Raw genomic sequence first — 26,406 nt, forward strand, 5'->3', positions numbered from 1 at the left:
ATTTAAGATTTTGTCGTCATGAGTGAGAGATTATTTGCCTGACTCATGTTGGCTTGATTGCAGTGTTTTAATACCGATCGTGTAATGTTGCTGATGGTTGATAAACGTAATATCACCTTTTAGCGGATCGCTATTTTTATAATCAATATCTGCAATTATATCACCTTTACTATCAATTAATTGACGGTGATTATGAGTTTGTTTTAATTGCCAACCTACTTGCTCTAATGGGGCTTTCCAAGCATCCATCGGCCACAGCGTGATCATAATATTAAATAAAACCTGCTTAGGATCGGGCAGTGTTGCACCTAGCCCCGGCATGACATAGGTATCAATATGTTGATCTTGATAATCAAGGCTAAGAATACGGGTTCCCCATGAAGAAAATCCCGCTAATGCTACGCGCTTTGGATCAACTTGTAGCTGAACCGGAAGCTGGTGGCTTTGTTTTTGCCATGTTGCAGTGATCAGCTGGCTGGCTGTTAATGAGTAACCCAGTTGAGCAGGTGTTGGTAAGGTCACAAGCGTATTGGGCGCAATTTCCACTTGGTTTTGCTGCACTATTGGTTTGCTGGCGCATCCGACTAATACCACGCTCGCCATCAATATGGCAATCATACCTTTAGCGTGTTGTTTTATGGTTTTCATTACAAAGAGCCTTATTGATGTTGTTGCGATGGTTTTACTTTACTCATCGCCAACGGGGCTAATAGCCAAGCGATGATGATGCCTGTCAGCACGGTGATCCCAAAACTATGTATGGCTTGAGTTTCACTCAGAGCAAGTAAGCCAAATGACAAAACAGTGGTTAATGCGGATAAGGTGATTGCCAATAATGTGGTGATCCCTTGCTGGTGCGCTGTTTCTGCTTTTAGCTCTGCAAAAAATAGACTGTAATCAATCCCGATACCCAAAATTAAGATCAGCGCTAATAGGTTGAACAAGTTAAGTGGTGTACCTGTTAGGCTTGTGATCGCAATACCCGCCATACCAGCTATTAAGGATGGCGCGATCATTTTCACACCTTGCTTGAGACCATAACGCCAAGCTAATAACAGATAAATCGCAAAGGTCGCCGCGATCAATAGCCAAGTCACGTGCTCTCGGTATTGTCCGAACAGAGCTGAAATCTCATCGGCTTTGTTTAAATACGTCAGTTCACTGTCGTTATGCGTTAGCTGTTCAATAGCGTTTTGCTGCTTAATGTCATGAAGCAAAATCACCGCGCTGTATTTACTGACACCATTTTTATCTTTTAGTGCATCGAGCCACATAAAACGCAGTGGTGCTGAGATCGGTGATGCCAAGAAATGCGCCATGGTTAAAGGTTCAAATGTGGCGGTGAAGCTAACAGGTTGTGCCAGATTTAAACTTTGGCTGAGTGTTGTACCTTGCTCTTTATATAGTTGTTGGACTAACTCGAAGTTAGCTCTTTGCTGCTCAAGTGTTGGAATATATTGACCAAGGCTTTGATAACTCTTTAGTGCCCCTTGTTTGATTAATCCATCTAAGGCGTGATCGGTAGCTGCGATTTTATTGAGTAATGCTTGCTGGCTATCAGCTTTTACTAGAAACATTTGTTGGCTACTGCTTACACCCGTGATGGCTTTAATTGTCGCTTCTTGATGTTGTAACGACGCAGGAAGGGCTTGCAGTTGGCGAATATCATCGTTGTAAGTTGCTTTGGTTAAACCATAAATGGACAGCAGTGCTAATAGTATAGGTGTAACCCAACGGATACTGGGTTGCAGCCATAGATGCAGCCAACGACCTAATGTACCAGCAAAAGGAATAGCACGAGGTTTGCTTGGTTTTGCTGCAAGGGTGGGATACCAACAGACCACGGTGGCGTAAGCGGCAGTTAAGCCAATGGCTGAGAATAAAGACAGTTGCTGCAAACCAGGGAAGGGCGCAACTAACATACCTAAATAACCAATCAAGCTAGTGATTAAACCAAGCGTGATTGCAGTAAATATATGTTTTAAACCTTGCTGTGCATTCCAATGTTTACCTGCTGCTAAACGATCGGTGAGGTAATGGAAAGCATAGTCGATGGAAACCCCAATCAAGCTGGCACCAAAGACCAAGCTAAACAGATGTACCTTGCCAAAAATCGCAACAGTAGTAACAAATGCTGCCACTAAACCACAGCTAATGGAAAGCAGGGCAAGGGCTAATGGTAAGGTGCTGCGATAAACCGCGATTAATAAAATCACAATCCCTAGCAGTGAGCCTAAGCCTATGGTGCTAATTTCATTTTCTGCGCTTTGCGTACCGTGAGCAGCGTAGAAAATAACTCCAGTTTGCTCGATTGCAAGCGGTGAATCAGTAAGTGAATACTTGCTTTCAATTTGTTGCTCTAACGAGGTTAATGCTGGCAACTTATCTTGTAAGCCAATGTTATAGGCTGAGCCTTTGAGATTGGCAGTGATCAGGGCGTAATGTTTGTCTTGATATTCTGTGGTTAGAAAGCCTTGTTTTAGACTGAATTTACCAGTTTTAGCGGTGAGATCGGCAAGGTATTCACGAAACAACAAGAAAGGATCGTTTTTAAGTTCTGTGCCAGTAATACCTGAGAACGGGTTATACAGAGTATGGATAACGTTTTGAGTTTGCTGTTCAGGATGATGTTGCAGGCGATTTTGTTGCTCTGGCGTTAATAATTGAAAGCGTTTCGGATAGTAGAGCTTTGCCCATGCTTGTTGCTGATCTTGGCTTACTTCGGCATCAATATGGCTAAACATATCAAGGGAAGGCAGGGCTTGGCTAAAGTCTTTAGCGGCTTTGAGCATGGTATCGCTGTCTTTACTGCCGACAACAAAGACCACCTTATCGCTCATACTAGTGGCAATATGATCAAACGCTTGTTGCGCTATGGGATCTTGGCGATTTTCAGGTAATAACGCCAAGATGTTCGTTTCAATAGGGAGTTGTTTACGCGCTGTGAGTTGGTAGCCAAGGGCGGCTACCAAAATCAACATAATCGCAAGCCATAAACTGGCTAACTTAGAATTGGAAAACACGTTGTTCTTCTGATGTTAGTGTGGTCGGTGTCGTTTTTTGTTGGCTAAAAGTGATAATGGTTTTATCGCCACGAATTTCATCCAGTTCAAGCTCGTTAATGAACTTACCACCTTCAATTTCAATCTTGCTAAAGACTTTATCTAACGGCGCTACTTTGGGAGTAAGCACTAACTGCCATTGATTGTTCGTCGTGCTGTCTTTTATCTCTTTAAGTGATAAATCAAACTGCTCAGTAAGCTGTGAAGTATCGCCTTTAAACAGCGATAAGAACACATGGCTAAAGTAGAACACCATTGGATTATCACTGGCTGAAAGCACCTGTGCTGGTTGGTTATCAAACTGCTGGCTAAGTTTATCTTGGGTTAACACCAGTGATACAGGCATCGGCTGGGTTTGATGCCACCATAGGCCGTTTTTCGCTGACAGTAAAAACTGACCACTTGATAGCAATGGTTGATCGAACATTGCCATTTCACGTTTTTGAGTAAAATCACCACGCACAAGCGGCGCTGAAGATAAGTTTTTTTGTAGCTGATCTAACCTAATAGCATGGGCTGATAAGCTAGTAAGCGCTAACACAGATGCAGCCAATGTTGCTTTTGCTGCTCGTTTAAAGACACGGCTAAAACGGGTTTTATCACGCATGGTTGGCATACCAAGCCTCCACTTTTTCGGTAAATACTTTTGGTGACACAAAGCACATCTCACGATCAGCGATGCCAACCGCCACTTGCATGGTGTGCCCTTTGGTCATTCGTGCCCCTGTTTCACCATCATAGATAACATAATCAACACGAAGACGGTTTTCCCATTCTGTCATGGTGGCAGTAATGCGGATAGGATGGTCGTAAGGGATCGCTTTAACATACTTCACGCGGGTATCAATGATTGACCATACATAACCCGATGCTTCCATTTCACGATAACTGTAGTTCAGTTTGTTCATTAACTGATGACGTGCTTCTTCAAAGTAGCGGAAGTAGTTACCGTGATAAATGACGCCCATTGGATCGGCATCTTGAAAACTCGTTGTAAGCGAGATTTCAGCACTGATGAATTCCGGTTTTATTGTTGTCATTAATCGATTTCCCTACAAACAAAAAATAAGAAAATGTATACCCAAGCCCTTGTTACTTAATGAACACCTCGAGCTAGCTTAGGTATAAGTCACCAAGATAATAGCGGAAAAAACCATACTCACTCTGAATGTTGAGTGAGTATTAGGTCAATTTTCCAAGCAAGAGAAACAGTTAGCGATATAGCGGCCAGTGTTGATGCTGGATCATATCGATAAACAGACGTAAGTCTTGCTCTAGTGGGCGATCTTCAATAACCGATTCAAAGTGCTCTAATACCGCTTCATTCATCTTAGTCAGCGCAGGACTTAAATGTGATGCGTTAAGCTCTTCATCACGCTTTCTTAGCTCAATTGCTTGGGTTGCTGCTAGCAATGATGCTGCGGTGACTTGCTCTGTTAACTGCAATACACGTAAGCAATCACGAGAAGCAATAGTACCCATGCTCACTTTATCTTGGTTATGACACTCGGTTGAGCGAGAGAATACGCTGGCTGGCATAGTGTGTTTTAACGCTTCTGCCGTCCATGCTGAGATACCGATTTGTACCGCTTTAAAACCGTGGTTGATTGGCTTACGCTCACCCATTGCACCTGTTAGGTTAAATGGCAAACCGTTGTTGAACTTGTAATCCATCAGCTGTGCCATTTGGCGATCAAGCAGATCGGCAATGTTAGCAACAGCGGTTTTTAGGGTATCCATCGCCATTGCAATATGACCACCATAGAAGTGACTACCGTGAAGTACACGTTCGTTATCACCATCAATAATTGGGTTATCGTTAGCGCTGTTTAGCTCGTTCTCAATCATTTGGCGTAGCCACGGCAGGCTATCTTGCAGCACGCCGATTACATGAGGTGCACAACGCAATGAGTAACGATCTTGCAGTCGATCACTGTTACGAGGTGGACGTTCTGCTTGCAGATCTGAACGTAACCAACTAGCAATAAGTTGCTGCCCCGGATGTGGTTTTACCGCAAATAATGCTTCATCAAAGTGGAAATCATTACCTTGCATCGCAACAGACACCATTGCGGTGATCTTAGTTGCCATTTGCGCGAGATATTCCGCGCGCTTGTAAGCTAAACAGGCAAGAGCAGTCATTACCGATGTGCCATTCATTAGCGCTAAGCCTTCTTTCGGTCTTAGTTGAATAGGTGTAATACCAAGCTCATTAAACACTTCTGCGGTTGGCCGCACTTCACCTTTATAAATCACATCACGCTCACCGATTAAGGTGGCAGCAACGTAAGATAGCGGGGTTAAATCACCACTGGCACCCACAGAGCCTTCTTCAGGAATACGTGGCACGATGTCGTGATTAATCAAGGTTACTAATTGGTTCAGTAGTTCATGGCTAACGCCAGAAACCCCTTGAGATAGCGAGCATAAACGGGTGGCTAGCACAGCACGGGCTTGTTGCGGTGCTAATACTTCACCTAAACCACAGCCGTGGAAACGGGTTAAATGTAGCGGTAATTCATCAACGAGTTTTGGTGGGATCGCAACCGTACATGAATCACCGTAGCCAGTGGTTACACCATAAATTACGCCTTCATCTTTGAGTAGGCGTTCAAGGAAAGCGACACCGCGGTCAATTTTTTCGTTGAATGCAGCATCATTGTTCATTTCAGCATGGGCACCATTAGCGATAGCACAAACGTCTTCAATCGTGAGGCGATCGGCACCAAACTTAATGGTTTGTTGGGTTGTTGAGGTATTATTGGTTGTCATTGTTCTTTCCACTAAGCTGCCAAAAATTAAAAAAGTTGTACCACTGCAATGGTGCTTTGATTGTGTAGGACTCTAGCCTTGACGCATATTGCTGCACAGTCTCTTGTAATGCCGTTTCACGTGTCTTACGAGGCAAAATTAACTGCTCACTAAAAGGTTCAAAGTACACATCAAAATGTGGTGTCGCTTGGCTATCATCACGCAAGCCAAAGAGTGTGTAGACGGGTACTTTGAGCACAGAAGCAAGAATAAAAGGTCCTTGTGGGAATGGTGCTGGTTTACCTAAAAAGTCTGCCCATACCACACGTTGTTCTTTAGTCACTGAAGTGCGATCACCGACAATGACCACCCATTCACCTTGCTCAACTTTTTGCTGCAACATGATCGCGGTATCTGCGCCTAATTCATTCACTTGAATAAGATTAAGATCAGAATCTGGGTTAATGGCCTTGAGCACCGCATTAAAGCGTTCAGCGTGTTCCGTAAAGACTAATGCGTTGATCTTAATATCGGGGTGGCGAGAGCTTAATGCTCGGCATAGCTCTAGATTTCCAAGGTGTGACCCCAGCACAACGATGCCTTGTTGGCGCTTTGCTAGCTCATTAAAGTGTTCGTCGCCGTGAATGGTTAAGTTATTTTCAGAATAGTCGCCTTTCCATGCCACCAGTTTATCTAACATGGTGTGAGTAAAAGACAGTAGATGATCGTAGCTATTGAGCTTTGACGGTAAAGCTAGCTGATTGTCGCTGGCGTAGCTTTCAAGCTGTTCGAGATAATCCTCAGAGGCTTTTCGTGCTTTTTTACCAGTTATGTAGTAATAACCCATCACGGCTTTTAACAATACGTTAAATGCTTTACGACCTAGCAGTGAATACACCGCGAGTAAGGTTTTAATACCTAAAATAGTGCCACGCTCAGCGTGTGAAGACCAATGCTGCTGTTCGATTGGCTTACGTTTAATCAGCTTGGGGATACGCGGCAACATGCCGAAAAACAGTTTGGTATGCATCCAACTGATTTTGACGTTATCCCATAGCGCATCAAAGTGAGAAATGCCATCTTCTGGATAAATCACTTTGGTATCAATAAAACGAATATCGCCGTCATCCCAGTAAAAACGCACCATGATTTCAGTATCAAAATCCATTCGTAGCCCAAGTTGATTGTGATTAATCACATTAACGATTGGGCTAATAGGATAAGAGCGAAAGCCACACATGCTGTCTTTAATGTTAAAAGACAAGGTTTCAATCCATACCCAAATATGGGTGGCATAACGCCCATATAAACGAGATTTCGGCACTGAATCATCATAGATAGGTTGACCAGAAATCAGTGCTTCAGGATGGGCTTGAGACTCTTCGAGTAGTTTAGGTAAGGCGGCTAAATCATGTTGACCATCGGCATCAATTTGGAGTGCATGGCTAAAACCAAGAAGATCGGCTTGCTTTATACCTGCGATCACTGCACCGCCTTTACCTTGATTCTTTGGTAATGTGACTATGGTGATATTTGGGCGTTTAGCTTGCTCAGATAAAATCTTTCGGGTAGCTAATTCGCTACCATCATCAACGATAATGATCGGAAAACCATAAGATGTGAGGGCATCAATCACCGCAGGCACTGTTGCACCATGGTTATAGCAAGGGATCAGAAAGCAGGGGTTAAATGCATTCATGCTGGCTGCCCCAGTTTTATTTTTCCTGATGAATGTTTGTGTAATTCGTCATTATCATCGGTTGAGGTATAGCTAAAGTGTAATTTCTGCTGATCATCACGCCATTCCAGTGTCAGAGTAATGGTTGAGTCTGGCAAAATTGGCTCTTGGAATTTAATCACATCCATGCCGTTAAAATGAGTGGGAATATCAGTAAAGCATTGCTTGGCAAAATGGACTGCCCAATCAATTTGGCTGACACCTGGTAGCAGTGGAAAAGACGGAAAATGTCCTTGAAAATCTGATAGCTGACCATCGGGACGTAAGGTAAGTTCTGCCTTATTGTCGTCGATATGTTGAGCGAGTAATGTTGGAGTTCTATTTGTCATCATCATTATTATTCTTTTTTGCTAGGCGTTATCGGCTTTAAATAACTGCTCTAAATCACTGACTAATCGCTTCCCTTGGGTGTTGAGTGGAATACTCTCAACCAGTCGGTAACTACGTGGAATGCCGACAGGTTCGATCCACTGGCGCAGTTGTTGGCGTAATAGCAACCAAAACTTACCTTTGCCCATTAGCGCTATTTGCTGATGCCCTTCGTCTGTCAGTGTGATCACTGCCCCTAAGATTAGACGATTATCTTGCTCTAGCGGTAACACAGCCGCTTCATCAATCCATGGTAGCGAACATAAACGTTGTTCAACATCGGTGAGCGAAATTCGTTTTTCTTCAATTTTGATAATGCGGTCAGTACGACCTTTTAGCATGAAACGATCGTTATCGATCAGTTCACAATGATCGCTGGTTTGATACCACTGAGTTTGATCAATAAACGGCGATAGGATCTTCAAGCATTGCTCGGCATTAAGCGCAATGTCGATAGCTGGAAAACGCTGCCACGGTGTAGAGGTTTGTTGCTGTTGACGATACGCCATACCGCCGGTTTCTGTGCTGCCGAAAACTTCAAAAGGTAATTGTTCAAACAGGTGTTGGCATTGGTGAGCGGCAGCTAAAGGTAAAGGACCACCGGATGAGAAAATAGCACGATACTGTGAGGTTTTCTGTTCGTTATCGAGGCGCTTTAGCAAAGCAGGGCTGCTGATCAGCACATGATCATTGCTCGCTTGTGCCATTACTTGTTCAGGGTAGATCAAATCAAATCGACTAAAGCTACGATCACAACATAATGGCTAAAGAATACGAAACAGTAAGCCGTAAATATGTTGGTGCGATACCGTACTGCTAATGGTGGCTTGTGCTAGTTTTTCGCCCCATAAGCTCTCAAGTTGAGCTATTTCATTATTCAGCAACGCCAGATTTTTATGAATGGCTTTCGGTGTACCACTAGAGCCAGAAGTAAATAGTGTGAGCTCAATAGCTTCAAGTGCTAGAGGGGTAAATGGTGTAGCGTTGTTAGCACTTGCTTGCCAGTCAATATCGTTGAGCTTTAGGCTAATACAATCACTTGGACATTGAATATTGTTGTCGTGCAACAAGCCATCAAAATGGTGGCTAAGTTCAGCTAATGCTGCTGGCTGGTGATTGCTCGGTAAAACCAGTTGGTGTTTACTGTGCGCCAGTGCCATAAATGCCACAGCAAAAAAGTAGCTATCTTCACAACATATCGCCCATTGCTTAGCGTCATAGTGTGCAAGGGTTTGGCATAGCAGTGTAACATCATGGGTAAATTGCGCCCAAGATGCGTTACCTGAAGGATCGACAGACACAGGAGAATGGCGATGAGACTGCAGCATCAACTGAGAGAGTGACGTCATTGTTGTGGGCAGTGTTAATGGTTCCATGATAATTCCGGTGTTGAAGGTGAAGATGAACGGCTATGGCAGCAGATGAGGGACAAGCCCTTAACCTTATTGTGATTTACGTTGAACGAATTGGCGAATTATCCATTCAATCGCAAACAGGCTGCCTGCAAAAACGTAGCTGATCAAACCGTTGTATAACGTCCACATTTGAAGGGGAAGGAAACACGTGGTTAAGGCGATTGCACCATTGATAATGAAAAACAAGCACCAGATCTTGGTTACATTACGAGTGTAACGGACACCTCTCGGTGGTAAATCGGGTTCTTGTAGTCGTGCTAATCGCTCTATCAGGCTTTGCTTTTGCCACAGACTGGCACCAAACAACCCTAGCATCAGTACATTGACTATCACGGGGTAATATAAAAACCAGCCGTGTTCACGGAAGACGCTACCGAGTAGAGCAAGTATTAAGCCTGCACCACCACTTAGCCACGCAATGTACTTGAGTTCACGAAGTTGGGTTTGTTTAGCGGCAATGATCCGAAGAAGAAACAAGACGGCAAGCAGTCCTGCGACTACCCCCACCCCCCAACGGCTTAAACCATAGTAAACCGCGAGAGGATAGGCGAGTAACGCTAATGCTGACACTGCAGTCAGCAAACGCATCATGGATTATTCCTTAACTAGCTCGATCACAGCATCGACAACATCATCAACGGTGCGCACTGTTTTGAACTCTTCAGGTTTGATTTTTTGACCTGTTAGGTTTTGTAGATGAACCACCAAATCAACCGCATCAATACTGTCTAGATCAAGATCTGTGTATAGATTGGTTTGTGGTTGAATGTCATCCGCATCAAGTTCAAATAGCTCTACAAGCACGTTTTTAACTTGATCAAATACTTGGTTACGGTTTGCTTCTGTCATATTCTAATACGCTGCTTTATATGTATTTATTTTTTATTGTTAGAGATGTAGTTTGCTAGATTTGCTACCGACGCGAAGTGCTCGCGAGTGTTAGTGTCATCAGCATCAATAACAATATTGTACTTCTTCTTAATCGCTAAGCCCAATTCCAGAGCGTCGATAGAGTCAAGGCCTAGACCATCATTAAAAAGAGGCGCATCTGTCTCGATATCATCAACCGTGATGTCTTCAAGGTTTAATGATTCAATGATCAGTGCTTTTAATTCGTTGTGTAGTTGTTCCATAGTACCTACTTATGATTGTTATCATGCTGCTCAATCGTGTGTTGGGCAGGAAAAATGGCCTCGCCAAGATAACGATTGAGCTTACGCGCTGCAGTCGTGGCTGAATCACTGCTTTCCAGAAATGATCCGATCTCTATTTTATCCTTTACTTCAACTAAGAAGAAAGGCTTGGTATCAGGCACTTGATACCACTTCTTCTCTTTAGTTAAGAAGCTTGGCTCTACGGTGATATGAATAACACGTAGATCTGATTCTGTGCGTACCGCAATCTGTGCTGCACCACGTTGTAATTTGGACTTTTTCCCCGGTGTTGTGCGCGTACCTTCAGGGAAAACCAATAAAACATTACCGTTACCTAAACGCTCACTACAGCCATCTAATAAGCTTTCAGGATCTTTATTGGGAATGTAGCCCGCCGCTTTCACAATGCCTTTCATAAATGGGTTATGCCAAATAGCGGCTTTTACTAAGCAATCACATTGTGGCAGTCGTGATGCAATTAATACGTAGTCAATTAAGCTTGGATGGTTTGCCACAATAAGGCAATTGCGATCATTTGCTAATAGTTCGGTATTTTCAAAACGGTAATCAATCGCTCCCCAAAAACGCATGGTACGACAGAAAAAATCAAACGCTTGTTGAATGATTTTCTGCACCTTAAATTCACGCTGCTGCGTATCTTTGGCTGTACGTGTCATGAGTGGGAAGACAATAAAAGTCAACGCCAGTGCGCCTAATCCAAAGATGGTAAAGCAGAAACCGGTTGCGAAAATCCGCCAGTATTTATTCAGACGTTGTGCCACTGTCAGCGTTGAATTTGGCATTATTTGCGTTTCCACTGCCAGCAGTGACGTTGATCGGCAATAGCAAATTGGTTGTCGCCTAATGCGAGATGCTTAATGACATCCAGTGTTTGCGGGTAGCCCATATTCACATCCTTTGTTGGCTTATCAACTGCCTTCCATTGCAGTGTGTAGTCATCGCCAGCAGAAAGAATCGCACTAAAGGCATAACCTTGATAGGCATCATTCTCAAATGCTTGGTATTGCTCGGGAAGTGGTTCGTCAAAATCAACCAGCAATACTTGGTGTTGTGGGTTATCGTTTAAGTAACATGCCGCTTCAATTAACGCTGAATGCAGTGTGTGTTCACCTGCCGATAACGATGTTACCGGGATCGGCTGTTTGGTGATGATGGTATAAAGACCCGCTGCGGTATTGTGAACAGATTGAGAGAAAGCGATAGGTGAAGCATCGTCACCGTCAATGATGGATTCAATCAGATTAACCGTGCGATGAAGTTCGCCGTGGCGACTAGCAAAAATGATGTAATCGATATCTTTTTCATCAGCGAGTGATAGCGCGCTTTGCAGTGCAAGCTTAGTTAAATTGCTCATGCGTCGACGCATCATGGCTGGAATTTTATTAAACTTGATCGGCTCAGGTGCTTGAGGCCAGCGTTGGGTTTCTGCCCATTCTTGCCATTCTGAAGAGGAGGAAAGACCTAAAGAAAGGGCTGTCCATTCATTAATAGTAAAGTGCACCGAGTTCATTATTAGCCGTCTGAGTAATATCTATTGTTATAATTTGAATTTGTCTATGATAATAAAATCCGTTGCTTATTGAAAAAGGTATTTGGAATTAAAGCTTAGCTTGTAAACTCTTCTTCAAATAAGTGATATTGATAGTCAGTTATCATAAGTATTACAAGCTTAATATAGACAGCAAAATAATGCTTAGCCGATAAAATTCTAACTAATAACAGCGATAATAATTAAACAATGAAAAAACTTTTCTTAACAACTTTAGCTAGCTTGCTTATTGTCGGTTGTACCAGTAAACCTGTTATGAACTTAAACAATGTTTATGTACCAACCGCAGTGACGGGACAACAGCACACGGCAGAAGATGTACAAAAAGCGATTTTAACTGCCGCAGAACAGCGTGGTTGGAGTGCGCGAGTGATCAAGCCGGGATTAATTTTGGCGAATATTTCGGTGCGAACTCATAGTGCAACGATTGAGATCCCATACTCATCAACCAGCTATAGCATTGACTATAAAGACAGCCAAAACCTAGATTACGACGGTACTGATATTCATCGTAATTACAATAATTGGGTGGTGAGACTTTCTCGTTCAATCCAACAACAACTGGGTGTAAGTACCCAAAATTACTAAGAAAATAGTGGTGTTTGTTGGTAAGTTATTGAACCTAAAGGTGACATGGTTAATTATCAATAATTTGTTTTAGAACAATAATGCCCCCTCAAGGGTCGATAGAATAAGCGCTGACTTTGTAACTGATGTTAGGTGTCGCGTGACCCATTATTCTATTGATCCTTTCAATGCTCTTGATGCAAAAACAGAAGCGCAAAAACTCGCTTTTGCTCCTATCGTATTTCAAACCGCTAAGTCACTGCGTGATCTTGGTATTCTCGCTGCATTAGATGAAGTGAAAAAAGAAGGGCTGGATGCTGCTGCCATTTCACAGCGTACAGGGATCAGTGAATATGGGGCCAAAGTGCTATTAGATATGGGGTTAAGTGCTCATATCGTAACGTGGCAAGCGCCGAATTATCGTTTAGCGAATCTTGGTTACTATCTATTGCATGATGGTATGACACGAGCGAATTTAGATTTCACTGCCGATGTTTGTTATGCCGCCATGATGCACCTTTCTGAATCAATTAAAGAAAGTAAACCTGCTAGCTTAGTGGAACTCGGTGATTGGGAAACCATTTACCAAGGGTTATCGCAATTGCCAACGGCAGCCAAAGAAAGCTGGTTTAACTTCGATCATTTCTATTCTGATCGCTCATTCCCGTTATTGCTTGAGCGTGTGTTTGCTAAAAAGCCCAAGCGTTTATTTGATATTGGTGGTAACACGGGGAAATGGGCGCAACAGTGCTGTGCCTATGATCCTGATGTGAATGTCACCATTATCGACTTGCCACAACAAATTGAAATGGCACTAACGCAAGCACAAGAAAAAGGCTTGGCTGAACGCATTGATGGTGTTGGTATCAATGTGCTGGATAAAACTCAAGCGCTACCGCAAGGTGCCGATGTGTGGTGGATGAGCCAGTTCTTAGATTGTTTCTCGCCAATGGAAATTCTCAGTATTTTACGTCGAGTAAGAGAAGCCATGTCACCGGGTGCGACTGTGTATATTCTTGAGCTGTTTTGGGATGCACAGCGCTATGAAGCTGCCACCTATAGCTTGAATGCAACCTCGTTATATTTCACCTGTTTAGCAAATGGTAATAGCCGTTTCTACCGCAGTGAAGACTTCCTTGAAATTGTCGCAGAAGCTGGGCTTGTGGTTGTTGAGCGAGAAGATAACATCGGTTTAGGTCATACCTTACTGACACTGGCTGCGGCATAACCTGACGTTTTACTTCTCTTGATAGGCGATCATCTCTATTGGCGTAACAGAAGTTTGGTTTCTTACTAATTGCTCAGTGGCTTTTAACCATTGAGCAATATGTTGCTGGTGGTGTGGGTGTTCATTTGTCATCGCTCTGGCATGGCGGCAATCATCTAACGCCATAAACGTTTTTGAGCCTTTAATATGCTGATAAACATGTTCACCAAATTCAAAAGGCACGACCGCATCATGCTGACAATGGATCACTAACGCATGGCTTGACGGGACACGATGTAAGCTTTGCTCGGCTGCATAGTCATCACGCATGATAAATTGCGCAAACCAGTCATACATGATGCCAAATGGGCTTTGGCGTAATACAAATTGGGCTTCTTTGATGTAACTGCTAAACGGTGAATCGAGGATCATGCCATCGATAGCCACTGGGTTATCCGCCCACGCACGTAGGAAAATATTACTACTGATTGAGGTCGCAACTACAAATAACGGCTGGTGGTTGTATTGGTTGATAAAGTTCAGCATTGAAATAGCATCAAGGTAGGCTGCTTTATCGGTTGCATTGCCTGTTGAATAACCAAAGCCTGAATAGTCAAAGGTCAGAACATTAAAACGGTGTTGAGTCAGCCATACGACTTTTTCTTGGGTTTGCTCCATTTGCCCACTATTGCCATGAAAATGCACAATCGTGCCGCGTTGTGGTGAGTTTGAAGCAGGGAAAAGGCGATAAGCAATGTGATTGCCCGATAGTGAATATACACGCGAGACTTTTTCGCTTGGATCGCGTTCATTAGTGGGTGAAAAGAACGCTTGGTTAGCACATCCATTAAGTGATAGGACTGTTAGTAAGCTAATGAGATATAACAATGATTTCATCATCTTGCCTTCCGCTCACCCGACATAATGATAAGTGTGTACAGCGTGGCGAAAAAATGTGATCTCGTTTATGAGAAATCACAACAATGATTCATATATCCATTTTTTAAAGCAAAGGCTTGGGGCAAGAAGTGGCGCGATGACAGATCTTTGCTAAACTTCCTGCTCGCATTAACAGGCCGTTTAACCTTATCGAGTCATACCTTAGATAAGTGCATTCTATCGTGATCAAAGGAACAAGATTTTGAATAACAGACAACGCACACAAGTCGCAATTATTGGTGCAGGTCCATCAGGGGCTGTTGCAGCCGCGTTACTCAATCAACATAAGGTTGATGTTGTCGTTTTAGAGAAAAAGACCTTTCCTCGTTTTTCTATTGGCGAAAGCTTACTGCCTGCGTGTATGGAAGTGATCAAAAAAGCCAATATGGTCGATGCTGTTAATGCGGCCGATTTCCAATACAAGAACGGTGCGGCATTTCGTCGTCGTGACACCTACACGGCATTTGATTTTCGTGACAAGTTTACTGACGGTGCAGGTACAACGTTTCAAGTTCAACGTGGCAACTTTGATAAAGTGCTGGCGGATGAAGCGGCAAAGCAAGGTGTTGAAATTCGCTACCAACACAATGTGGAAGCGGTGGATTGCGGCGATACTACATCGGTATTAACAGTACGCGATGAAGTGAGCGATCAGGTTTATCAGCTAGAAGCTGATTTTATTCTTGATGCCAGCGGTTTTGGTCGTGTGCTGCCGCGTTTACTCGATTTAGAACAACCATCATGCTTGCCTGTACGCCATGCGATTTTCACCCATGTTGTCGATCATATTGAAGACAGTGGTGTTGCGCATGATCGTGAAAAAATCCTGATCTCAGTACATCCAACCAATGAAGATGTTTGGTTTTGGTTAATCCCATTTAGCAATGGCACTTGTTCATTAGGTGTAGTGGCAGAGCCTGCGTTCTTAGCCCAATACGATGTTGATGAAAAAACAGCGCTGCAACAAATTGTGGCAGAAGAGCCGACCTTAAATAAACTGCTAAGCAAGGCAGAATACTCAAATCCAGCGGCACAAATTGGCGGTTATTCTGCCAACGTGAAGCATCTTGCTACCAACAACTATGCTCTGCTTGGTAATGCTGGGGAGTTTTTAGATCCTGTATTCTCATCAGGTGTGACTATTGCCATGCAGTCAGCCGACTTTGCGGTTAATGCCTTACTAAAGCAATTAGCAGGTGATGAAGTAAATTGGCAGCAAGATTATGCTGAGAAGCTGATGGTGGGTGTGAATACTTTCCGCACGTATGTTGAAGGTTGGTATTCTGGTGAATTACAGAAAGTGATTTTCTATACCGATCCTGAGCCGAAAATTAAACAAATGGTGTGTTCGATTTTGGCAGGTTACGCATGGGATCAGAATAACCCGTTCGTTGCTCAGTCTGAGCGTCGTTTACGCACCCTTGCAGAGATTTGTAGCTAATCAGATTGCTTCTATTTCAAGCCATGTTTAATGGCTTGAAATAGTAATATTGGTTTTCATAAATAGGGCAGCAAAAGCGTGATTTTTGTCTTAATTTAATTAGATAGAAGGCGTATAACAAATACATACACTATTTATGAGGAAGTACCGATGTTTCCAGAATATAAAGATTTGATCGATTCTTTAAAGGGTAAAGAAGTGGGTTTTGATCGTCTATACGACAAACACAGCGAGCTAAATGCTGAAATTGAAAAAATGACAGCGAAAGACGGTTACGACGAAGATATTATTGATAAGCTAAAGAAAGAAAAGCTACTACTTAAAGATGAAATCTTGGCTTATTTAAAAAATGCCGAAGCGAAGTAAGAATATATTCGTCAACAATAAGTAAATTGAAACAGAAAAGATAAGCGTTGGCTTTTCTTTTCTGTTTCTACATTGGGTGTATCATTTTTTCAAGATTGCGCACTTGTAAATTTTTTATCTTTAACTAGGTTTAATATAAGGTTTGATGAATATTATCTTTTAGTGTTTAGTACAAATCGTCTTATATTTATATATTGGTTAAATAAAGTTAATACTAACTATTTGTTTTGTTGTGAAGGTTGTCGGACTGTGGCGCAGCTTGGTAGCGCACCGTCATGGGGTGTCGGGGGTCGGAGGTTCAAATCCTCTCAGTCCGACCATAACCCTAAAAAGTTCAGATATTCTTTTAGGGTTACAGGTCATTTTTGTCGTATAAATAACAAAATAATATTAATTTTCCACATGAGCTATATATTTAAGAGTTGGAAAAATGCCTGATGTGATCATGCACATTATTACTACATTTACGTATTGAGTATTAAGTTTCTGAGATGCAAGTTACAAATCTGGGACTGTTACGAGGGCCTCCCCCACCTAATTGTAAATTGAACGTGTAGTAAGAGTTGGAAGGGCTTCCAGGAATAGGCTCGTTTGTCCAATAGGTATATTCTACTAGCCAATCACGTTGTGTGAACATATTTTCTATACTACTCGAAGTGGTAATAATGTTATCGTTAGCAAATTGCTCCAATTCATTCTTTGTTGGCAAGCGCCAATTATCTCTCTCTCCGATTTCCTCTCTGCTATAAGTATCGCATAATGAGTCTGCTTCGGACACAGTAAACAAGGAATAGTCACCATCAAGTCCATCATCAAGTCTAATTCCAATCGCCGGAGGGGGTAAACTAGAGTCTACAGTAGTTACAGAAGATGCTAAGTTTGGATTAATGTTATCAACATATATTTTTGACGGAGAACTGGTAAATAACGTTCCATTACCTGCATCGAAGATATCAATACAGGTGTCTGCGAGTGAACATATGGTGATATCGGCCTGAGTACTGTCAATACCATCCTCTGAAGCAATGACCGTTGCTGTGCCAATATCACTAGCCGTGATTTCTCCCGTCATCGAAACCGTTAACGATGGGTCAAGTGATAACCATGTTGCAGAGTTAGTAATATCCAATCTACTGTCATCAGTGTATGTCGCAATGGCAATTAATTGCTGTGCGTTCCGCTCTGTTTTACCTTTCACAAGAGTAACTTCATTAGGGGTGACTTCAATTTGAGTTATCTCCGCAGGTGTGACAGTGAATTCCACTGTCGTGCTGATGTTATCCATTTGGGCTGTTAGTGTAGCAGTGCCTTCTTCAAGACCGTTCAGCAACCCCATTTCTGAAAATGATGCATTATTTGTATTGTTTGAAACCCACGTAACAGAATTCGTAATAGGGGATTGGGTACCATCATTAAATACTGCTGTTGCTGTTAATTGCTGGTTTAGGCCTTTCACTACACTAATCGTTGAAGGCTCTATTAGTATATTAGTTATTACAGTTATAACTGTGGCATCCACTGTATTACTTGTAATACCATCTAATGATGCGGTTAAAGTTGTTGCGCCTGTATTTATACCGTTGAGTAAACCTGAAGGCGTCACATCTGCTGTATTTCTATCGTTTGATAGCCACGAAACATCATTAGTTATAACTGCAGAGGTACCATCAATGTAGTTAGCTGTTGCGACCAACTGTATAGACTCATCTTTTACTATAGTGACAGGAGAAGGGGTGACATTGATAGTATTAATAGTTGATCCAGTGATTGCTAGAGGAGTGGCTACTATTTCAATGGTTATATCAATAGTATTACTGGTAATTCCATCTTTTGTAGCTGCAATTGTTACAGTACCTGGCGTATTGCCAGCAATGAATTCCCCTGGGGCGTCAAAGTATCCTTTTTCTTCGTCACTCGTACTCCAATCACTGATAGTTAAGTCTGTTAATATGTTTGATGAACCGTCCGAATAGTAGCCTGTAGCTTGGAACGATTGTTTGTTACCAGCAACTAAATTTAATCCACTTACGTCAAACGATGTACTTGTTGATGGTGAAATCTTAATTAATATTAAATCAGAGGTACCACAACCATTTATAAAGATGATCAATGGTAAAAATATCAGTGAAAAAAAGTATTTAAAAAATGTACTCATATTAGAACCTTATTTAAATGTACATGTATTATTCAATCCTGCTCACTGATGCATATTCCATTGCTATTTGTTCCATTACTAAGAGCATAATGGGAAAAATACTAACCAACTTAATATGAACTTTAATATTAGTATTCAATTTGTCTATTTGCCTTAGTTCTTTATTTTATTAAAGGTGTCGCAATTATTGTAAAGTGTCTTATTTTTATATTTTGCTTGTTTGATTATAGTTTTTCCGCTTTTAAAACATGGAGATACTATTCCGTGGACTTTATTACAATAAAATATTACGGATTGAAAATAGTTAAATTAGCATTGCTTGATCATATGGACGAACTGATCATCTTGATGAGTAACTTCAAAGCCGAATCTTAGATATAGTTTTTCTACTCGATTAGTTTTGATATAGATGAGCTTAATGGGTAATGAGGCGCTTTGGGCTTGTTCAATTACATCATTTAGAATCTGACTACCGATCCCTTGCCCTTGATATTGTGGCAGTAAGAAAAAACGCCCAAAGTAAATATGATCGTCATGGCGCTGGACTAAATAACTGCCTGCTGGTTTGCCATTAATTTCAATGATGGTTGGTTTGGCTAATTCCCATTCTTCACGGTGAATCCGTTGTTGAATGGTTTCATCCCAACCAAAGATAGCTTTAATTGGTTCGTATTCTGCGGCTTTTTTCAGTTCAAACAGAAAGTTGTAGTCAGTATTTTTGGCTTGGCGAGTAGTAAACATGCCGTTCTCCAAATATTTTGATGATAGGGGTATGTTTTGTGAGGTGAGTGGAGGAGAGAAATGGCATACCTTACTTTTATCGAGTTAAAGCCTGTATGCCAATCGGATCACTGACAGAAAGTCTCAATATACAGCGCTTCTACTTTGTCTCGTGCCCATTGGGTACGGCGTAAAAACTTCAATGATGATTTGATTGATGGGTTGCTGTAGAAACAGTTGATCTGAATTTTCGCATCCAAACCTTCCCAGCCATAGTGTTCTTGTAAGCGTACAAGGATCATTTCTAGGGTTAATCCGTGTAATGGGTTATTCGGTTGTTCTTGGCTCATTTTAATGGGTGTTCCTACACTGCGGTGATCAAAGGGGGCGAGTGTATCAGAATGCATGAGAGATGTTGATGCTTTCACGCATTCTGATTGTAGCCTGATGTTTAGGTTAGCTCCCAATGTGAAATGACATGGGTATCTAGGCTTTGATTTCTATTAACCAATAATGATGGGCATACCCCAGTCCAGCGTTTAAAGGCGCGAGAAAAGGTGCTGAGATCGGAAAAGCCAAGTTTAAGGGCGATATCCGTTAATGCTAATTCTGGATCGTCTAATAAAGAGAGGGCTTTTTCGAGCTTATAGTTCTCTAACACGCCACGGTAACTGGTAGAAAGGCAGGCTAAGCGACGATTTAGGGTACGGAAACTGATATCCATTAAGCTGGCAACATGATTGCCAGAGGCGATTTCCAGATCCGATAAGCTGTCTAATACGCGGTAGACTTGGGTGATCACGTTGTGCTGGTGGAAGTTCTCTAGCTGTCTTTGCAGCTGCCACAAACTATTCTGATTGATGATCGGATCGGCTTCCGTTAATGGTGCTGTCAGTGACTTTTTACTAAAGGTCAGGCGAATTAATGGATAACCATAGTGACACTTTAGGTTTAACGCTGACGATGCCATTAAGTTATCAAACAGTTGTTGCTCTATACGGGCATTGGTTAAAGAGGGCAGAAACACATCCCCTTTAATGGCTTTATGACCCCATGTTTGTTTAAACACGCTGAGTAAGAAAGCGAAATGCAATGCTAATAAAGACAGGCTTTCGGTTGAGTGTTTGGCAACAGGCTCATTGCTTAATAGCCATAAGTTAATGTTATCGCCTTTATTTTCATCAAGATAAAAGCGGATTGAGCTGTTTAATAACTCGCTGTATTGGCACAGCGTGTGAAGCTGAGTGTATCGATCTGGGCTTGTCCATAACGCTAAGCTGTAAAAGTTAAAGGTCAGCGGATTAATTGATTGCGTGATTTTGGTTAGCTGATGCGATAAAGCATGGTATTCAGGTGTGATCGTTGAAAGGTACTGTTTTAGCCACAGACCTTCAAAATGGGTCATATCAAAGGTGTGGTTCTCTTCCATATTGAAGTTGGCAAAGGGAATGATGCGTTTCCAGCCAGAAGAAACCGTATTTTTGTAAGGTGACAGGGAATGATTGATGTCCATGGTTACCAACACGCTCCGATAATGTTTACTTTTTAGTAACAAATAAGCCGTTTAATAATACTGCTATTCCTACCAATGTAAAAAATCGCAATTACTGACCGTTATAAAATAATAATTCATGTTAATTTAAAATGAATCAAATGTTCAGCTTTAATTCTATTTTGTTTTCATACTGTTCTTTAGGATGTTTTATATTTTACATGGTGCTCTTTGTAGCACGTTAAATATATCATAAATAAAAAGCAGTAATGATAATTAATACTAACAAAAGACTTTTATATAAACGAAAAAGAATATGAAAAAGGGGCTTTGTCATTATTTTTACATTCGATGAATTGTTTTATTCAATATATAGTCAATTTAAACTTAACGAAAAAATGCTTTTATATATGACGTAATGATAGCTTAGTTAGCTAATCATTTATATTTTTTAGTGGTGTTTTTGTGCTTTTATTTTGTGTATTTTGGTTGTAAAAATTTACTCTTTATCAATAGTGGTAATAATCGGCTTTTCTGGGCGTTTGTTTTAACCTTATTTGTGAGTATTACATTTCTTATTGGTGATGAACCAATGATGCCTGCTAACACACGATAAGTAATGATAAACAATGTGTTAGGTAAAGATTAACGCTTAAATATTGTTTTAAATCATATTGATAGCGGTGTTTTTATCTCTTTTTCTTTTCTTGTTTTTTGCATTTTCTATTCTCTTCTTTGGTGTTTCCCTCGTATCTCTATCGCGCTGTATTCGGTTTATTGCCGCTATTTAGTGTCTAAAAACGCAGTTTTTAACCATGTAAAAAAGTGTCATTTCGCAGTTCGCTCAACAAATTTCGTTTTATGACAATAAATGAAAAATAGTAATAAAAATAAGGTCGAAATTTTGCTTTGGGAACAATTCTTATTACCCAAACATTTTCGATTAATGCTCATTTTTATTAATAATGTGAATACATATTTATTCATCATGCGTACAACATAATCCATTGTGACTGCAATTGTTGTTGCTTCTCAAAAATGAAAAACATTGATTGCAATTTTTTTTATAGCGCTCGTGATGGTGATCACGTAGATTTTAAAAGGTAGGAGGTTGAGCGGAAGTGCTTGATTTAAATGATTTGTTTTTTACGTCGTGAGAATTAGCAAAATTTCGCTTTGGTTTGTTAATAAATACGTAACATCGTATTTATTACTGATACGACTCCTAATGGTTTTATTTCTCTTGCAAGATTATTCACTCTGTATGTTGTGCAGGTTGTGTCATAAGTTGAAATAATCCGTAACAAGTTGATATGGAGGGGTTGGCTGCTTAGTGCAAATGTAAAGAGGATTGAAAATGAATGCGGATTCTGGTTTTAGCGATATTTTATCTGCAGCAAAAAAGATTTTAATTGGTCAAACGATCCTAGGTTCTCTATTTATCTGTTTTTCCTTTATTTCTGCTGATTGGCTTTATATTAAATCTTCCATTATTGGAGTCGCTATTGCGGTTATTCCATCTTTGTTAGGTTTAATGACAGCCGCTTTTAAAATAAAAACAAATAAAGACATTAATATTCGATATTTAGCCAAGCTTAATAGTTTTATTAAGTGGGTATATACCGCAGTAATGATGTTAGCTGTTGTTCGTTTTATTCCAGTTAATCATGTAGCTATGTTATTGGCTTACAGCGTGACATTTTTAGGATGCTTTTTAACCCCGATACTAAACAAACCTCAATTTAGGATGACGTAAGGTGGAATCAGTAACTACTGCTCATGATTATATTGAGCACCACTTAACATTCCTTACTGTAGGCGATGGTTTTTGGAGCCTCAATATCGACTCCATGTTTATGGTATGGGTGTTAGGTTTACTGTTCATCGGGCTCTTTAGGTATGTGGCAACCCGTGGAACCGCAGGGGTTCCTGGTCGATTGCAGTGCTTTATTGAAATCACGTATGAATTTGTAAACAACCTCGTTAAGGAAATATTCCAAACGAAAAGCAAGATTGTTGGCCCATTGGCATTAACGATTTTCGTCTGGGTTTTCTTAATGAACATGATCGACTTAATTCCTGTTGATTTTGTTCCAACGTTAGCGCGTGAATTAGGCTTTACTCACTTCCGTGATTTGCCTTCTGCCGATGTTAACGTGCCGATGTCGATGGCGATTGGTGTGTTTATTTTGATTATTGGTTACACCCTGAAAAATAAAGGGTTAGTTGGCTTTATTAAAGAGTTAACAACGCAACCATTTGAACACCCATTGTTGTATCCGGTGAACTTCGTTTTGGAGTTGGTAACATTAATTTCAAAACCAATTTCTCTTGGACTTCGACTATTCGGAAATATGTACGCAGGTGAAATGATTTTTATCCTGATTGCATTAATGCCGTGGTGGATCCAGTGGGCGCTAAGCGTGCCTTGGGCATTATTCCACATTCTGATTGTGTTCCTTCAAGCCTTTATTTTCATGGTATTGACAGTTGTATACCTCGCAATGGCAACCGAAGAACATTAATTAAATTCGTTTCAATTTAAGTTTATATATTTAGTAATTTTTGGAGTCTTTCATGGATATCGTAAGTGCAGTTCTTTACGTTGCTGGTGCGCTTCTCATTGGTTTAGGTGCAGCTGGTGCGGCATCAGGTATCGGTAACCTTGCTGGTAAATACCTAGAAGGTGTTGCTCGCCAACCTGATCTAACCCCTATGCTACGTACTCAATTCTTCATCATGATGGGTCTTGTGGATGCGGTTCCTATGATCGGTGTGGGTATTGGTCTTTACATCATCTTTGCTGTGGCGTAATAGCCAAAACTACCGTTATAAATCATAACGTTATTTAAATAGTGAGGATGGTATGAATTTAAATGCAACCATGCTTGGTCAGGCAATCTCTTTCGTGATTTTTGTTTGGCTATGTATGAAATATGTATGACCACCGCTAACGGCGTTAATTGAACAACGCCAGCGTGATATCGCCGAAGGACTGATTCATACCGAAAACGCATCAAAAGAGCTTGAGTTAGCGAAAGCTAATGGTGAAAAGCTACTTGATGATGCGAAGAAAAGTGCAAATGAATTAGTTGAGCAAGGGAATAAACGCCGCGCTCAAATCATCGAAGACGCACAAGCGGAAGGTGAGAAAGAAAAAGCGCGCATTATTGCTCAAGGTCAAGCGGAAGTAGAAAGCGATCGAAATCGTCTACGCCAAGAACTACGTGCAGAAATGTCTGACATGGTAATTGAAACCGCACAGAAATTGATTGCTCGTAACTTAGACACGGATGCGAACCGCGATCTTGTTAATAAACTCATCAAGGATATGTAAGCGGGGAGCACATTATGTCAGATCCACTAACGATTGCTCAGCCTTATGCCAAAGCAGCGTTTGATTTCGCTCTTACCAATAATGCATTGGAACAATGGGAGCAGATGTTAATCGTGGCTTCAACGGTGGCTAGCCAACCTGTGATTGCTCAGCAAATCGAAGATAGTGAGCAATTTGGCGAGCACGACTCGGCAGCATTTACAGAGATGTTCTTAGGCGTTTGTGAAGGATTGCTGGACGAACACGGTCAGAACCTGATCAAAGTAATGGCAGAGAATGGACGTCTAAATGTGTTGTCGCAAGTGGCAGAGTTGTTCCATGAACTGAAAGAAGATCATGAACGCATGGTTACTGCTACGGTAACTACCACTGAGCCGTTAACTGATGAGCAAAAAGCGAACCTGAAACAGGCGCTGCAACAGAAATTAAATCGCAGTGTTGAGCTTGATTGTCAGATTGATGAATCGCTTGTAGGCGGAATGCTAATCAAAGCTGATGAAATGGTGATTGATGGCACGCTAAAGAGCTCTATCCACCGCTTAGCGACAAGCCTTCAGGCGTAATAGGTAAATAATATGCAACTGAATTCCAACGAAATTAGCGATCTAATTAGACAAAGAATCGCCACCTTCAATGTGACCAGTCAGGCACGTAACGAAGGTACAATCGTCTCTGTAAGCGACGGTATTATTGTTATCAATGGTCTTGCTGATGTCATGCAGGGTGAGATGATTGAACTTCCAGACAACCGTTATGCATTGGCACTTAACTTAGAACGTCACTCTGTCGGTGCCGTTGTTATGGGTCCGTACGCTGATCTTGCTGAAGGCATGAAAGTAACAGGTACTGGCCGTATTCTTGAAGTGCCAGTTGGTAAAGGTTTACTGGGTCGTGTGGTTAACACCCTAGGTCAGCCAATTGATGGTAAAGGCGCAATTGATAACGATGGTTTTGCGCCAGTAGAAATTATTGCACCGGGTGTAATCGATCGTAAATCTGTCGATCAGCCAATTCAAACCGGCTACAAAGCGGTTGACTCCATGGTGCCAATCGGTCGTGGTCAGCGTGAGCTTATCATCGGTGACCGTCAGACAGGTAAAACAGCGATGGCGATTGATGCCATCATCAACCAGAAAGAATCTGGTATCTATTCTGTGTATGTGGCAATTGGTCAAAAAGCTTCAACGATTGCTAACGTAGTACGCAAGCTTGAAGAAAACGGCGCACTGAAAAACACCATTGTAGTGGTAGCGTCAGCATCAGAAGCCGCAGCCCTTCAATACCTAGCACCATATGCTGGTTGTACTATGGGTGAATACTTCCGTGACCGCGGTGAAGATGCTCTAATTGTTTACGATGACTTATCTAAACAAGCGGTTGCTTACCGTCAAATTTCACTATTGCTTAAGCGTCCACCCGGCCGTGAAGCTTTCCCTGGTGATGTGTTCTACCTTCACTCACGTCTACTAGAACGTGCAGCACGTGTTAACGCTGAATATGTTGAGCGATTCACAAACGGTGAAGTAAAAGGTCAAACTGGTTCATTAACGGCGTTGCCAATCATCGAAACCCAAGCGGGTGACGTGTCAGCGTTCGTACCAACTAACGTTATCTCAATTACGGATGGTCAGATCTTCTTGCAGACTAACTTGTTTAACGCAGGTTTACGTCCAGCCGTTGACCCTGGTATTTCAGTATCACGTGTTGGTGGTGCTGCTCAAACCAAGATCATGAAGAAGCTGTCTGGTGGTATTCGTACCGCACTTGCACAGTACCGTGAATTGGCAGCGTTTGCGCAGTTCTCATCGGATCTTGATGATGCTACTCGTAAGCAGTTAGACCACGGTGAGAAAGTCACAGAGCTAATGAAGCAAAAGCAGTACGCACCTATGTCTGTTGCTGAGCAATCACTGGCTATTTTCTCTGCTGAGAAAGGTTACTTGAATAACGTTGAGTTATCTCAAATCGGTGCATTTGAAGAAGCATTAATGGCGTTTGCGAAGAGTCAGTACGCTGAGCTACTTGCATCTATTAATGAGTCTGGCAATTACAACGATGACATCGAAGCAAGCTTGCACCAGCTTCTAAAAACCTTCGTTGATACCCAGTCGTACTAAGCGACG

Annotated in this window: 26 protein-coding genes, 1 tRNA gene and 2 pseudogenes; 11 read left to right on the forward strand and 18 right to left on the reverse strand. The window is 41.6% G+C overall.

Going from position 1 to position 26,406, the window contains the following annotated elements; all coding sequences use genetic code 11:
* Positions 1-30: 30 nt before the first annotated feature.
* From Q7674_RS00975 to Q7674_RS01035, 13 genes and pseudogenes are all read right to left on the reverse strand, one after another.
* Complete coding sequence (locus Q7674_RS00975) at positions 31-648, reverse strand: DUF3261 domain-containing protein (protein WP_045065264.1); 618 nt, start codon at positions 646-648, stop codon at positions 31-33.
* Positions 649-659: 11 nt separating this feature from the next.
* On the reverse strand, positions 660-3,023 hold the full coding sequence (locus Q7674_RS00980) for an MMPL family transporter (RefSeq protein WP_045065265.1): 2,364 nt from the start codon (positions 3,021-3,023) through the stop codon (positions 660-662).
* On the reverse strand, positions 3,007-3,678 hold the full coding sequence (locus Q7674_RS00985; protein WP_045065267.1) for a LolA family protein: 672 nt from the start codon (positions 3,676-3,678) through the stop codon (positions 3,007-3,009). Before Q7674_RS00985 ends, Q7674_RS00980 begins: the two co-directional genes overlap by 17 nt.
* Positions 3,662-4,102, reverse strand: coding sequence for an acyl-CoA thioesterase (locus Q7674_RS00990; RefSeq protein WP_305422279.1), 441 nt, complete (start codon positions 4,100-4,102; stop codon positions 3,662-3,664). The genes Q7674_RS00985 and Q7674_RS00990 overlap by 17 nt, the downstream gene beginning before the upstream one ends.
* Positions 4,103-4,274: 172 nt before the next feature.
* On the reverse strand, positions 4,275-5,834 hold the full coding sequence (locus tag Q7674_RS00995; protein WP_305422281.1) for an HAL/PAL/TAL family ammonia-lyase: 1,560 nt from the start codon (positions 5,832-5,834) through the stop codon (positions 4,275-4,277).
* Positions 5,821-7,512 (reverse strand): glycosyltransferase family 2 protein, encoded by a 1,692-nt coding sequence (locus Q7674_RS01000; RefSeq protein ID WP_305422283.1) that lies wholly within the window; start codon positions 7,510-7,512, stop codon positions 5,821-5,823. The genes Q7674_RS00995 and Q7674_RS01000 overlap by 14 nt, the downstream gene beginning before the upstream one ends.
* Positions 7,509-7,880 carry an ApeI family dehydratase gene (locus Q7674_RS01005; protein WP_023934882.1) on the reverse strand — a complete coding sequence of 124 codons (372 nt, stop codon included), beginning with the start codon at positions 7,878-7,880 and terminating at the stop codon, positions 7,509-7,511. Before Q7674_RS01005 ends, Q7674_RS01000 begins: the two co-directional genes overlap by 4 nt.
* A gap of 21 nt (positions 7,881-7,901) precedes the next feature.
* A pseudogene (locus Q7674_RS21895) lies at positions 7,902-9,296 on the reverse strand (AMP-binding protein).
* Positions 9,297-9,362: 66 nt separating this feature from the next.
* Positions 9,363-9,926 carry a COG4648 family protein gene (locus Q7674_RS01015; protein ID WP_045065273.1) on the reverse strand — a complete coding sequence of 188 codons (564 nt, stop codon included), beginning with the start codon at positions 9,924-9,926 and terminating at the stop codon, positions 9,363-9,365.
* A 3-nt stretch (positions 9,927-9,929) separates the two neighbouring features.
* Complete coding sequence (locus Q7674_RS01020) at positions 9,930-10,184, reverse strand: acyl carrier protein (protein ID WP_008988636.1); 255 nt, start codon at positions 10,182-10,184, stop codon at positions 9,930-9,932.
* A 26-nt stretch (positions 10,185-10,210) separates the two neighbouring features.
* A complete protein-coding gene (locus Q7674_RS01025) occupies positions 10,211-10,468 on the reverse strand; it encodes a phosphopantetheine-binding protein (RefSeq protein WP_008988637.1) in 258 nt (85 codons plus the stop codon).
* A 5-nt stretch (positions 10,469-10,473) separates the two neighbouring features.
* Positions 10,474-11,292, reverse strand: a complete 819-nt coding sequence (locus Q7674_RS01030) for a lysophospholipid acyltransferase family protein (RefSeq protein ID WP_023934879.1) — start codon at positions 11,290-11,292, stop codon at positions 10,474-10,476.
* Positions 11,292-12,020, reverse strand: coding sequence for a beta-ketoacyl synthase chain length factor (locus tag Q7674_RS01035; RefSeq protein WP_045065275.1), 729 nt, complete (start codon positions 12,018-12,020; stop codon positions 11,292-11,294). Before Q7674_RS01035 ends, Q7674_RS01030 begins: the two co-directional genes overlap by 1 nt.
* Positions 12,021-12,248: 228 nt before the next feature.
* Between Q7674_RS01035 and Q7674_RS01040 the strand changes: the two genes are divergently transcribed.
* Together Q7674_RS01040 and Q7674_RS01045 are read left to right on the forward strand one after the other, a co-directional pair.
* Positions 12,249-12,647, forward strand: a complete 399-nt coding sequence (locus Q7674_RS01040; protein WP_045065277.1) for a hypothetical protein — start codon at positions 12,249-12,251, stop codon at positions 12,645-12,647.
* Positions 12,648-12,786: 139 nt separating this feature from the next.
* Entirely contained in the window at positions 12,787-13,854 is a 1,068-nt protein-coding gene (locus tag Q7674_RS01045; RefSeq protein WP_305422288.1) for a methyltransferase, read from the forward strand.
* 9 nt (positions 13,855-13,863) lie between these two features.
* Here Q7674_RS01045 and Q7674_RS01050 read toward each other — a convergent pair whose 3' ends face one another.
* Positions 13,864-14,733, reverse strand: a complete 870-nt coding sequence (locus Q7674_RS01050) for an alpha/beta hydrolase (protein ID WP_305422290.1) — start codon at positions 14,731-14,733, stop codon at positions 13,864-13,866.
* A gap of 238 nt (positions 14,734-14,971) precedes the next feature.
* Here Q7674_RS01050 and Q7674_RS01055 point away from each other — a divergent pair, with 238 nt between their 5' ends.
* The 3 genes from Q7674_RS01055 to Q7674_RS01065 all read left to right on the forward strand — a co-directional run bounded on the left by Q7674_RS01055 (position 14,972) and on the right by Q7674_RS01065 (position 16,899).
* Positions 14,972-16,213, forward strand: a complete 1,242-nt coding sequence (locus Q7674_RS01055) for an NAD(P)/FAD-dependent oxidoreductase (protein ID WP_045065281.1) — start codon at positions 14,972-14,974, stop codon at positions 16,211-16,213.
* Between the two features lie 150 nt (positions 16,214-16,363).
* A complete protein-coding gene (locus Q7674_RS01060) occupies positions 16,364-16,579 on the forward strand; it encodes an HP1242/YdcH family protein (protein ID WP_008988644.1) in 216 nt (71 codons plus the stop codon).
* A gap of 243 nt (positions 16,580-16,822) precedes the next feature.
* A tRNA-Pro gene (locus Q7674_RS01065) sits at positions 16,823-16,899 on the forward strand.
* 158 nt (positions 16,900-17,057) lie between these two features.
* Here the strand turns inward: Q7674_RS01065 and Q7674_RS01070 are convergent.
* From Q7674_RS01070 to Q7674_RS01085, 4 genes are all read right to left on the reverse strand, one after another.
* Positions 17,058-18,734, reverse strand: coding sequence for an Ig-like domain-containing protein (locus Q7674_RS01070; protein WP_305422292.1), 1,677 nt, complete (start codon positions 18,732-18,734; stop codon positions 17,058-17,060).
* A gap of 309 nt (positions 18,735-19,043) precedes the next feature.
* Positions 19,044-19,475 (reverse strand): GNAT family N-acetyltransferase, encoded by a 432-nt coding sequence (locus Q7674_RS01075; RefSeq protein ID WP_008988646.1) that lies wholly within the window; start codon positions 19,473-19,475, stop codon positions 19,044-19,046.
* A 107-nt stretch (positions 19,476-19,582) separates the two neighbouring features.
* Complete coding sequence (locus Q7674_RS01080) at positions 19,583-19,804, reverse strand: VF530 family protein (protein WP_008988647.1); 222 nt, start codon at positions 19,802-19,804, stop codon at positions 19,583-19,585.
* A 101-nt stretch (positions 19,805-19,905) separates the two neighbouring features.
* Positions 19,906-20,967, reverse strand: a complete 1,062-nt coding sequence (locus Q7674_RS01085) for a helix-turn-helix domain-containing protein (protein WP_107229648.1) — start codon at positions 20,965-20,967, stop codon at positions 19,906-19,908.
* Positions 20,968-22,303: 1,336 nt separating this feature from the next.
* On the opposite strand from Q7674_RS01085, the gene Q7674_RS01090 reads away from it, so the two are divergent.
* The 6 genes and pseudogenes from Q7674_RS01090 to atpA all read left to right on the forward strand — a co-directional run bounded on the left by Q7674_RS01090 (position 22,304) and on the right by atpA (position 26,400).
* Entirely contained in the window at positions 22,304-22,702 is a 399-nt protein-coding gene (locus Q7674_RS01090) for an ATP synthase subunit I (RefSeq protein WP_045065286.1), read from the forward strand.
* Between the two features lies 1 nt (position 22,703).
* A complete protein-coding gene (gene atpB / locus Q7674_RS01095; protein WP_045065288.1) occupies positions 22,704-23,471 on the forward strand; it encodes a F0F1 ATP synthase subunit A in 768 nt (255 codons plus the stop codon).
* Positions 23,472-23,523: 52 nt separating this feature from the next.
* Positions 23,524-23,760 (forward strand): F0F1 ATP synthase subunit C, encoded by a 237-nt coding sequence (gene atpE, locus Q7674_RS01100; protein WP_004730405.1) that lies wholly within the window; start codon positions 23,524-23,526, stop codon positions 23,758-23,760.
* A gap of 52 nt (positions 23,761-23,812) precedes the next feature.
* A pseudogene (atpF, locus tag Q7674_RS01105) lies at positions 23,813-24,283 on the forward strand (F0F1 ATP synthase subunit B).
* A gap of 14 nt (positions 24,284-24,297) precedes the next feature.
* Positions 24,298-24,846 carry a F0F1 ATP synthase subunit delta gene (locus Q7674_RS01110; protein WP_305422296.1) on the forward strand — a complete coding sequence of 183 codons (549 nt, stop codon included), beginning with the start codon at positions 24,298-24,300 and terminating at the stop codon, positions 24,844-24,846.
* A gap of 12 nt (positions 24,847-24,858) precedes the next feature.
* Complete coding sequence (gene atpA / locus Q7674_RS01115) at positions 24,859-26,400, forward strand: F0F1 ATP synthase subunit alpha (RefSeq protein ID WP_008988653.1); 1,542 nt, start codon at positions 24,859-24,861, stop codon at positions 26,398-26,400.
* Positions 26,401-26,406 lie beyond the last annotated feature (6 nt).

The organism is Photobacterium leiognathi (genome assembly GCF_030685535.1).
In the GTDB taxonomy this organism is placed as follows: domain Bacteria; phylum Pseudomonadota; class Gammaproteobacteria; order Enterobacterales; family Vibrionaceae; genus Photobacterium; species Photobacterium leiognathi.

Bases quoted from the DNA above. Each gene is read 5' to 3' on its own strand.
- Q7674_RS00975 (WP_045065264.1), bottom strand. From the start codon at position 648: ATGAAAACCATAAAACAACACGCTAAAGGTATGATTGCCATATTGATG.
- Q7674_RS00985 (WP_045065267.1), bottom strand. From the start codon at position 3,678: ATGCCAACCATGCGTGATAAAACCCGTTTTAGCCGTGTCTTTAAACGA.
- Q7674_RS00990 (WP_305422279.1), bottom strand. From the start codon at position 4,102: ATGACAACAATAAAACCGGAATTCATCAGTGCTGAAATCTCGCTTACA.
- Q7674_RS00995 (WP_305422281.1), bottom strand. From the start codon at position 5,834: ATGACAACCAATAATACCTCAACAACCCAACAAACCATTAAGTTTGGT.
- Q7674_RS01000 (WP_305422283.1), bottom strand. From the start codon at position 7,512: ATGAATGCATTTAACCCCTGCTTTCTGATCCCTTGCTATAACCATGGT.
- Q7674_RS01005 (WP_023934882.1), bottom strand. From the start codon at position 7,880: ATGACAAATAGAACTCCAACATTACTCGCTCAACATATCGACGACAAT.
- Q7674_RS01015 (WP_045065273.1), bottom strand. From the start codon at position 9,926: ATGATGCGTTTGCTGACTGCAGTGTCAGCATTAGCGTTACTCGCCTAT.
- Q7674_RS01020 (WP_008988636.1), bottom strand. From the start codon at position 10,184: ATGACAGAAGCAAACCGTAACCAAGTATTTGATCAAGTTAAAAACGTG.
- Q7674_RS01025 (WP_008988637.1), bottom strand. From the start codon at position 10,468: ATGGAACAACTACACAACGAATTAAAAGCACTGATCATTGAATCATTA.
- Q7674_RS01030 (WP_023934879.1), bottom strand. From the start codon at position 11,292: ATGCCAAATTCAACGCTGACAGTGGCACAACGTCTGAATAAATACTGG.
- Q7674_RS01035 (WP_045065275.1), bottom strand. From the start codon at position 12,020: ATGAACTCGGTGCACTTTACTATTAATGAATGGACAGCCCTTTCTTTA.
- Q7674_RS01040 (WP_045065277.1), top strand. From the start codon at position 12,249: ATGAAAAAACTTTTCTTAACAACTTTAGCTAGCTTGCTTATTGTCGGT.
- Q7674_RS01050 (WP_305422290.1), bottom strand. From the start codon at position 14,733: ATGATGAAATCATTGTTATATCTCATTAGCTTACTAACAGTCCTATCA.
- Q7674_RS01060 (WP_008988644.1), top strand. From the start codon at position 16,364: ATGTTTCCAGAATATAAAGATTTGATCGATTCTTTAAAGGGTAAAGAA.
- Q7674_RS01070 (WP_305422292.1), bottom strand. From the start codon at position 18,734: ATGAGTACATTTTTTAAATACTTTTTTTCACTGATATTTTTACCATTG.
- Q7674_RS01075 (WP_008988646.1), bottom strand. From the start codon at position 19,475: ATGTTTACTACTCGCCAAGCCAAAAATACTGACTACAACTTTCTGTTT.
- Q7674_RS01080 (WP_008988647.1), bottom strand. From the start codon at position 19,804: ATGAGCCAAGAACAACCGAATAACCCATTACACGGATTAACCCTAGAA.
- Q7674_RS01085 (WP_107229648.1), bottom strand. From the start codon at position 20,967: ATGGACATCAATCATTCCCTGTCACCTTACAAAAATACGGTTTCTTCT.
- Q7674_RS01090 (WP_045065286.1), top strand. From the start codon at position 22,304: ATGAATGCGGATTCTGGTTTTAGCGATATTTTATCTGCAGCAAAAAAG.
- atpE (WP_004730405.1), top strand. From the start codon at position 23,524: ATGGATATCGTAAGTGCAGTTCTTTACGTTGCTGGTGCGCTTCTCATT.
- Q7674_RS01110 (WP_305422296.1), top strand. From the start codon at position 24,298: ATGTCAGATCCACTAACGATTGCTCAGCCTTATGCCAAAGCAGCGTTT.
- atpA (WP_008988653.1), top strand. From the start codon at position 24,859: ATGCAACTGAATTCCAACGAAATTAGCGATCTAATTAGACAAAGAATC.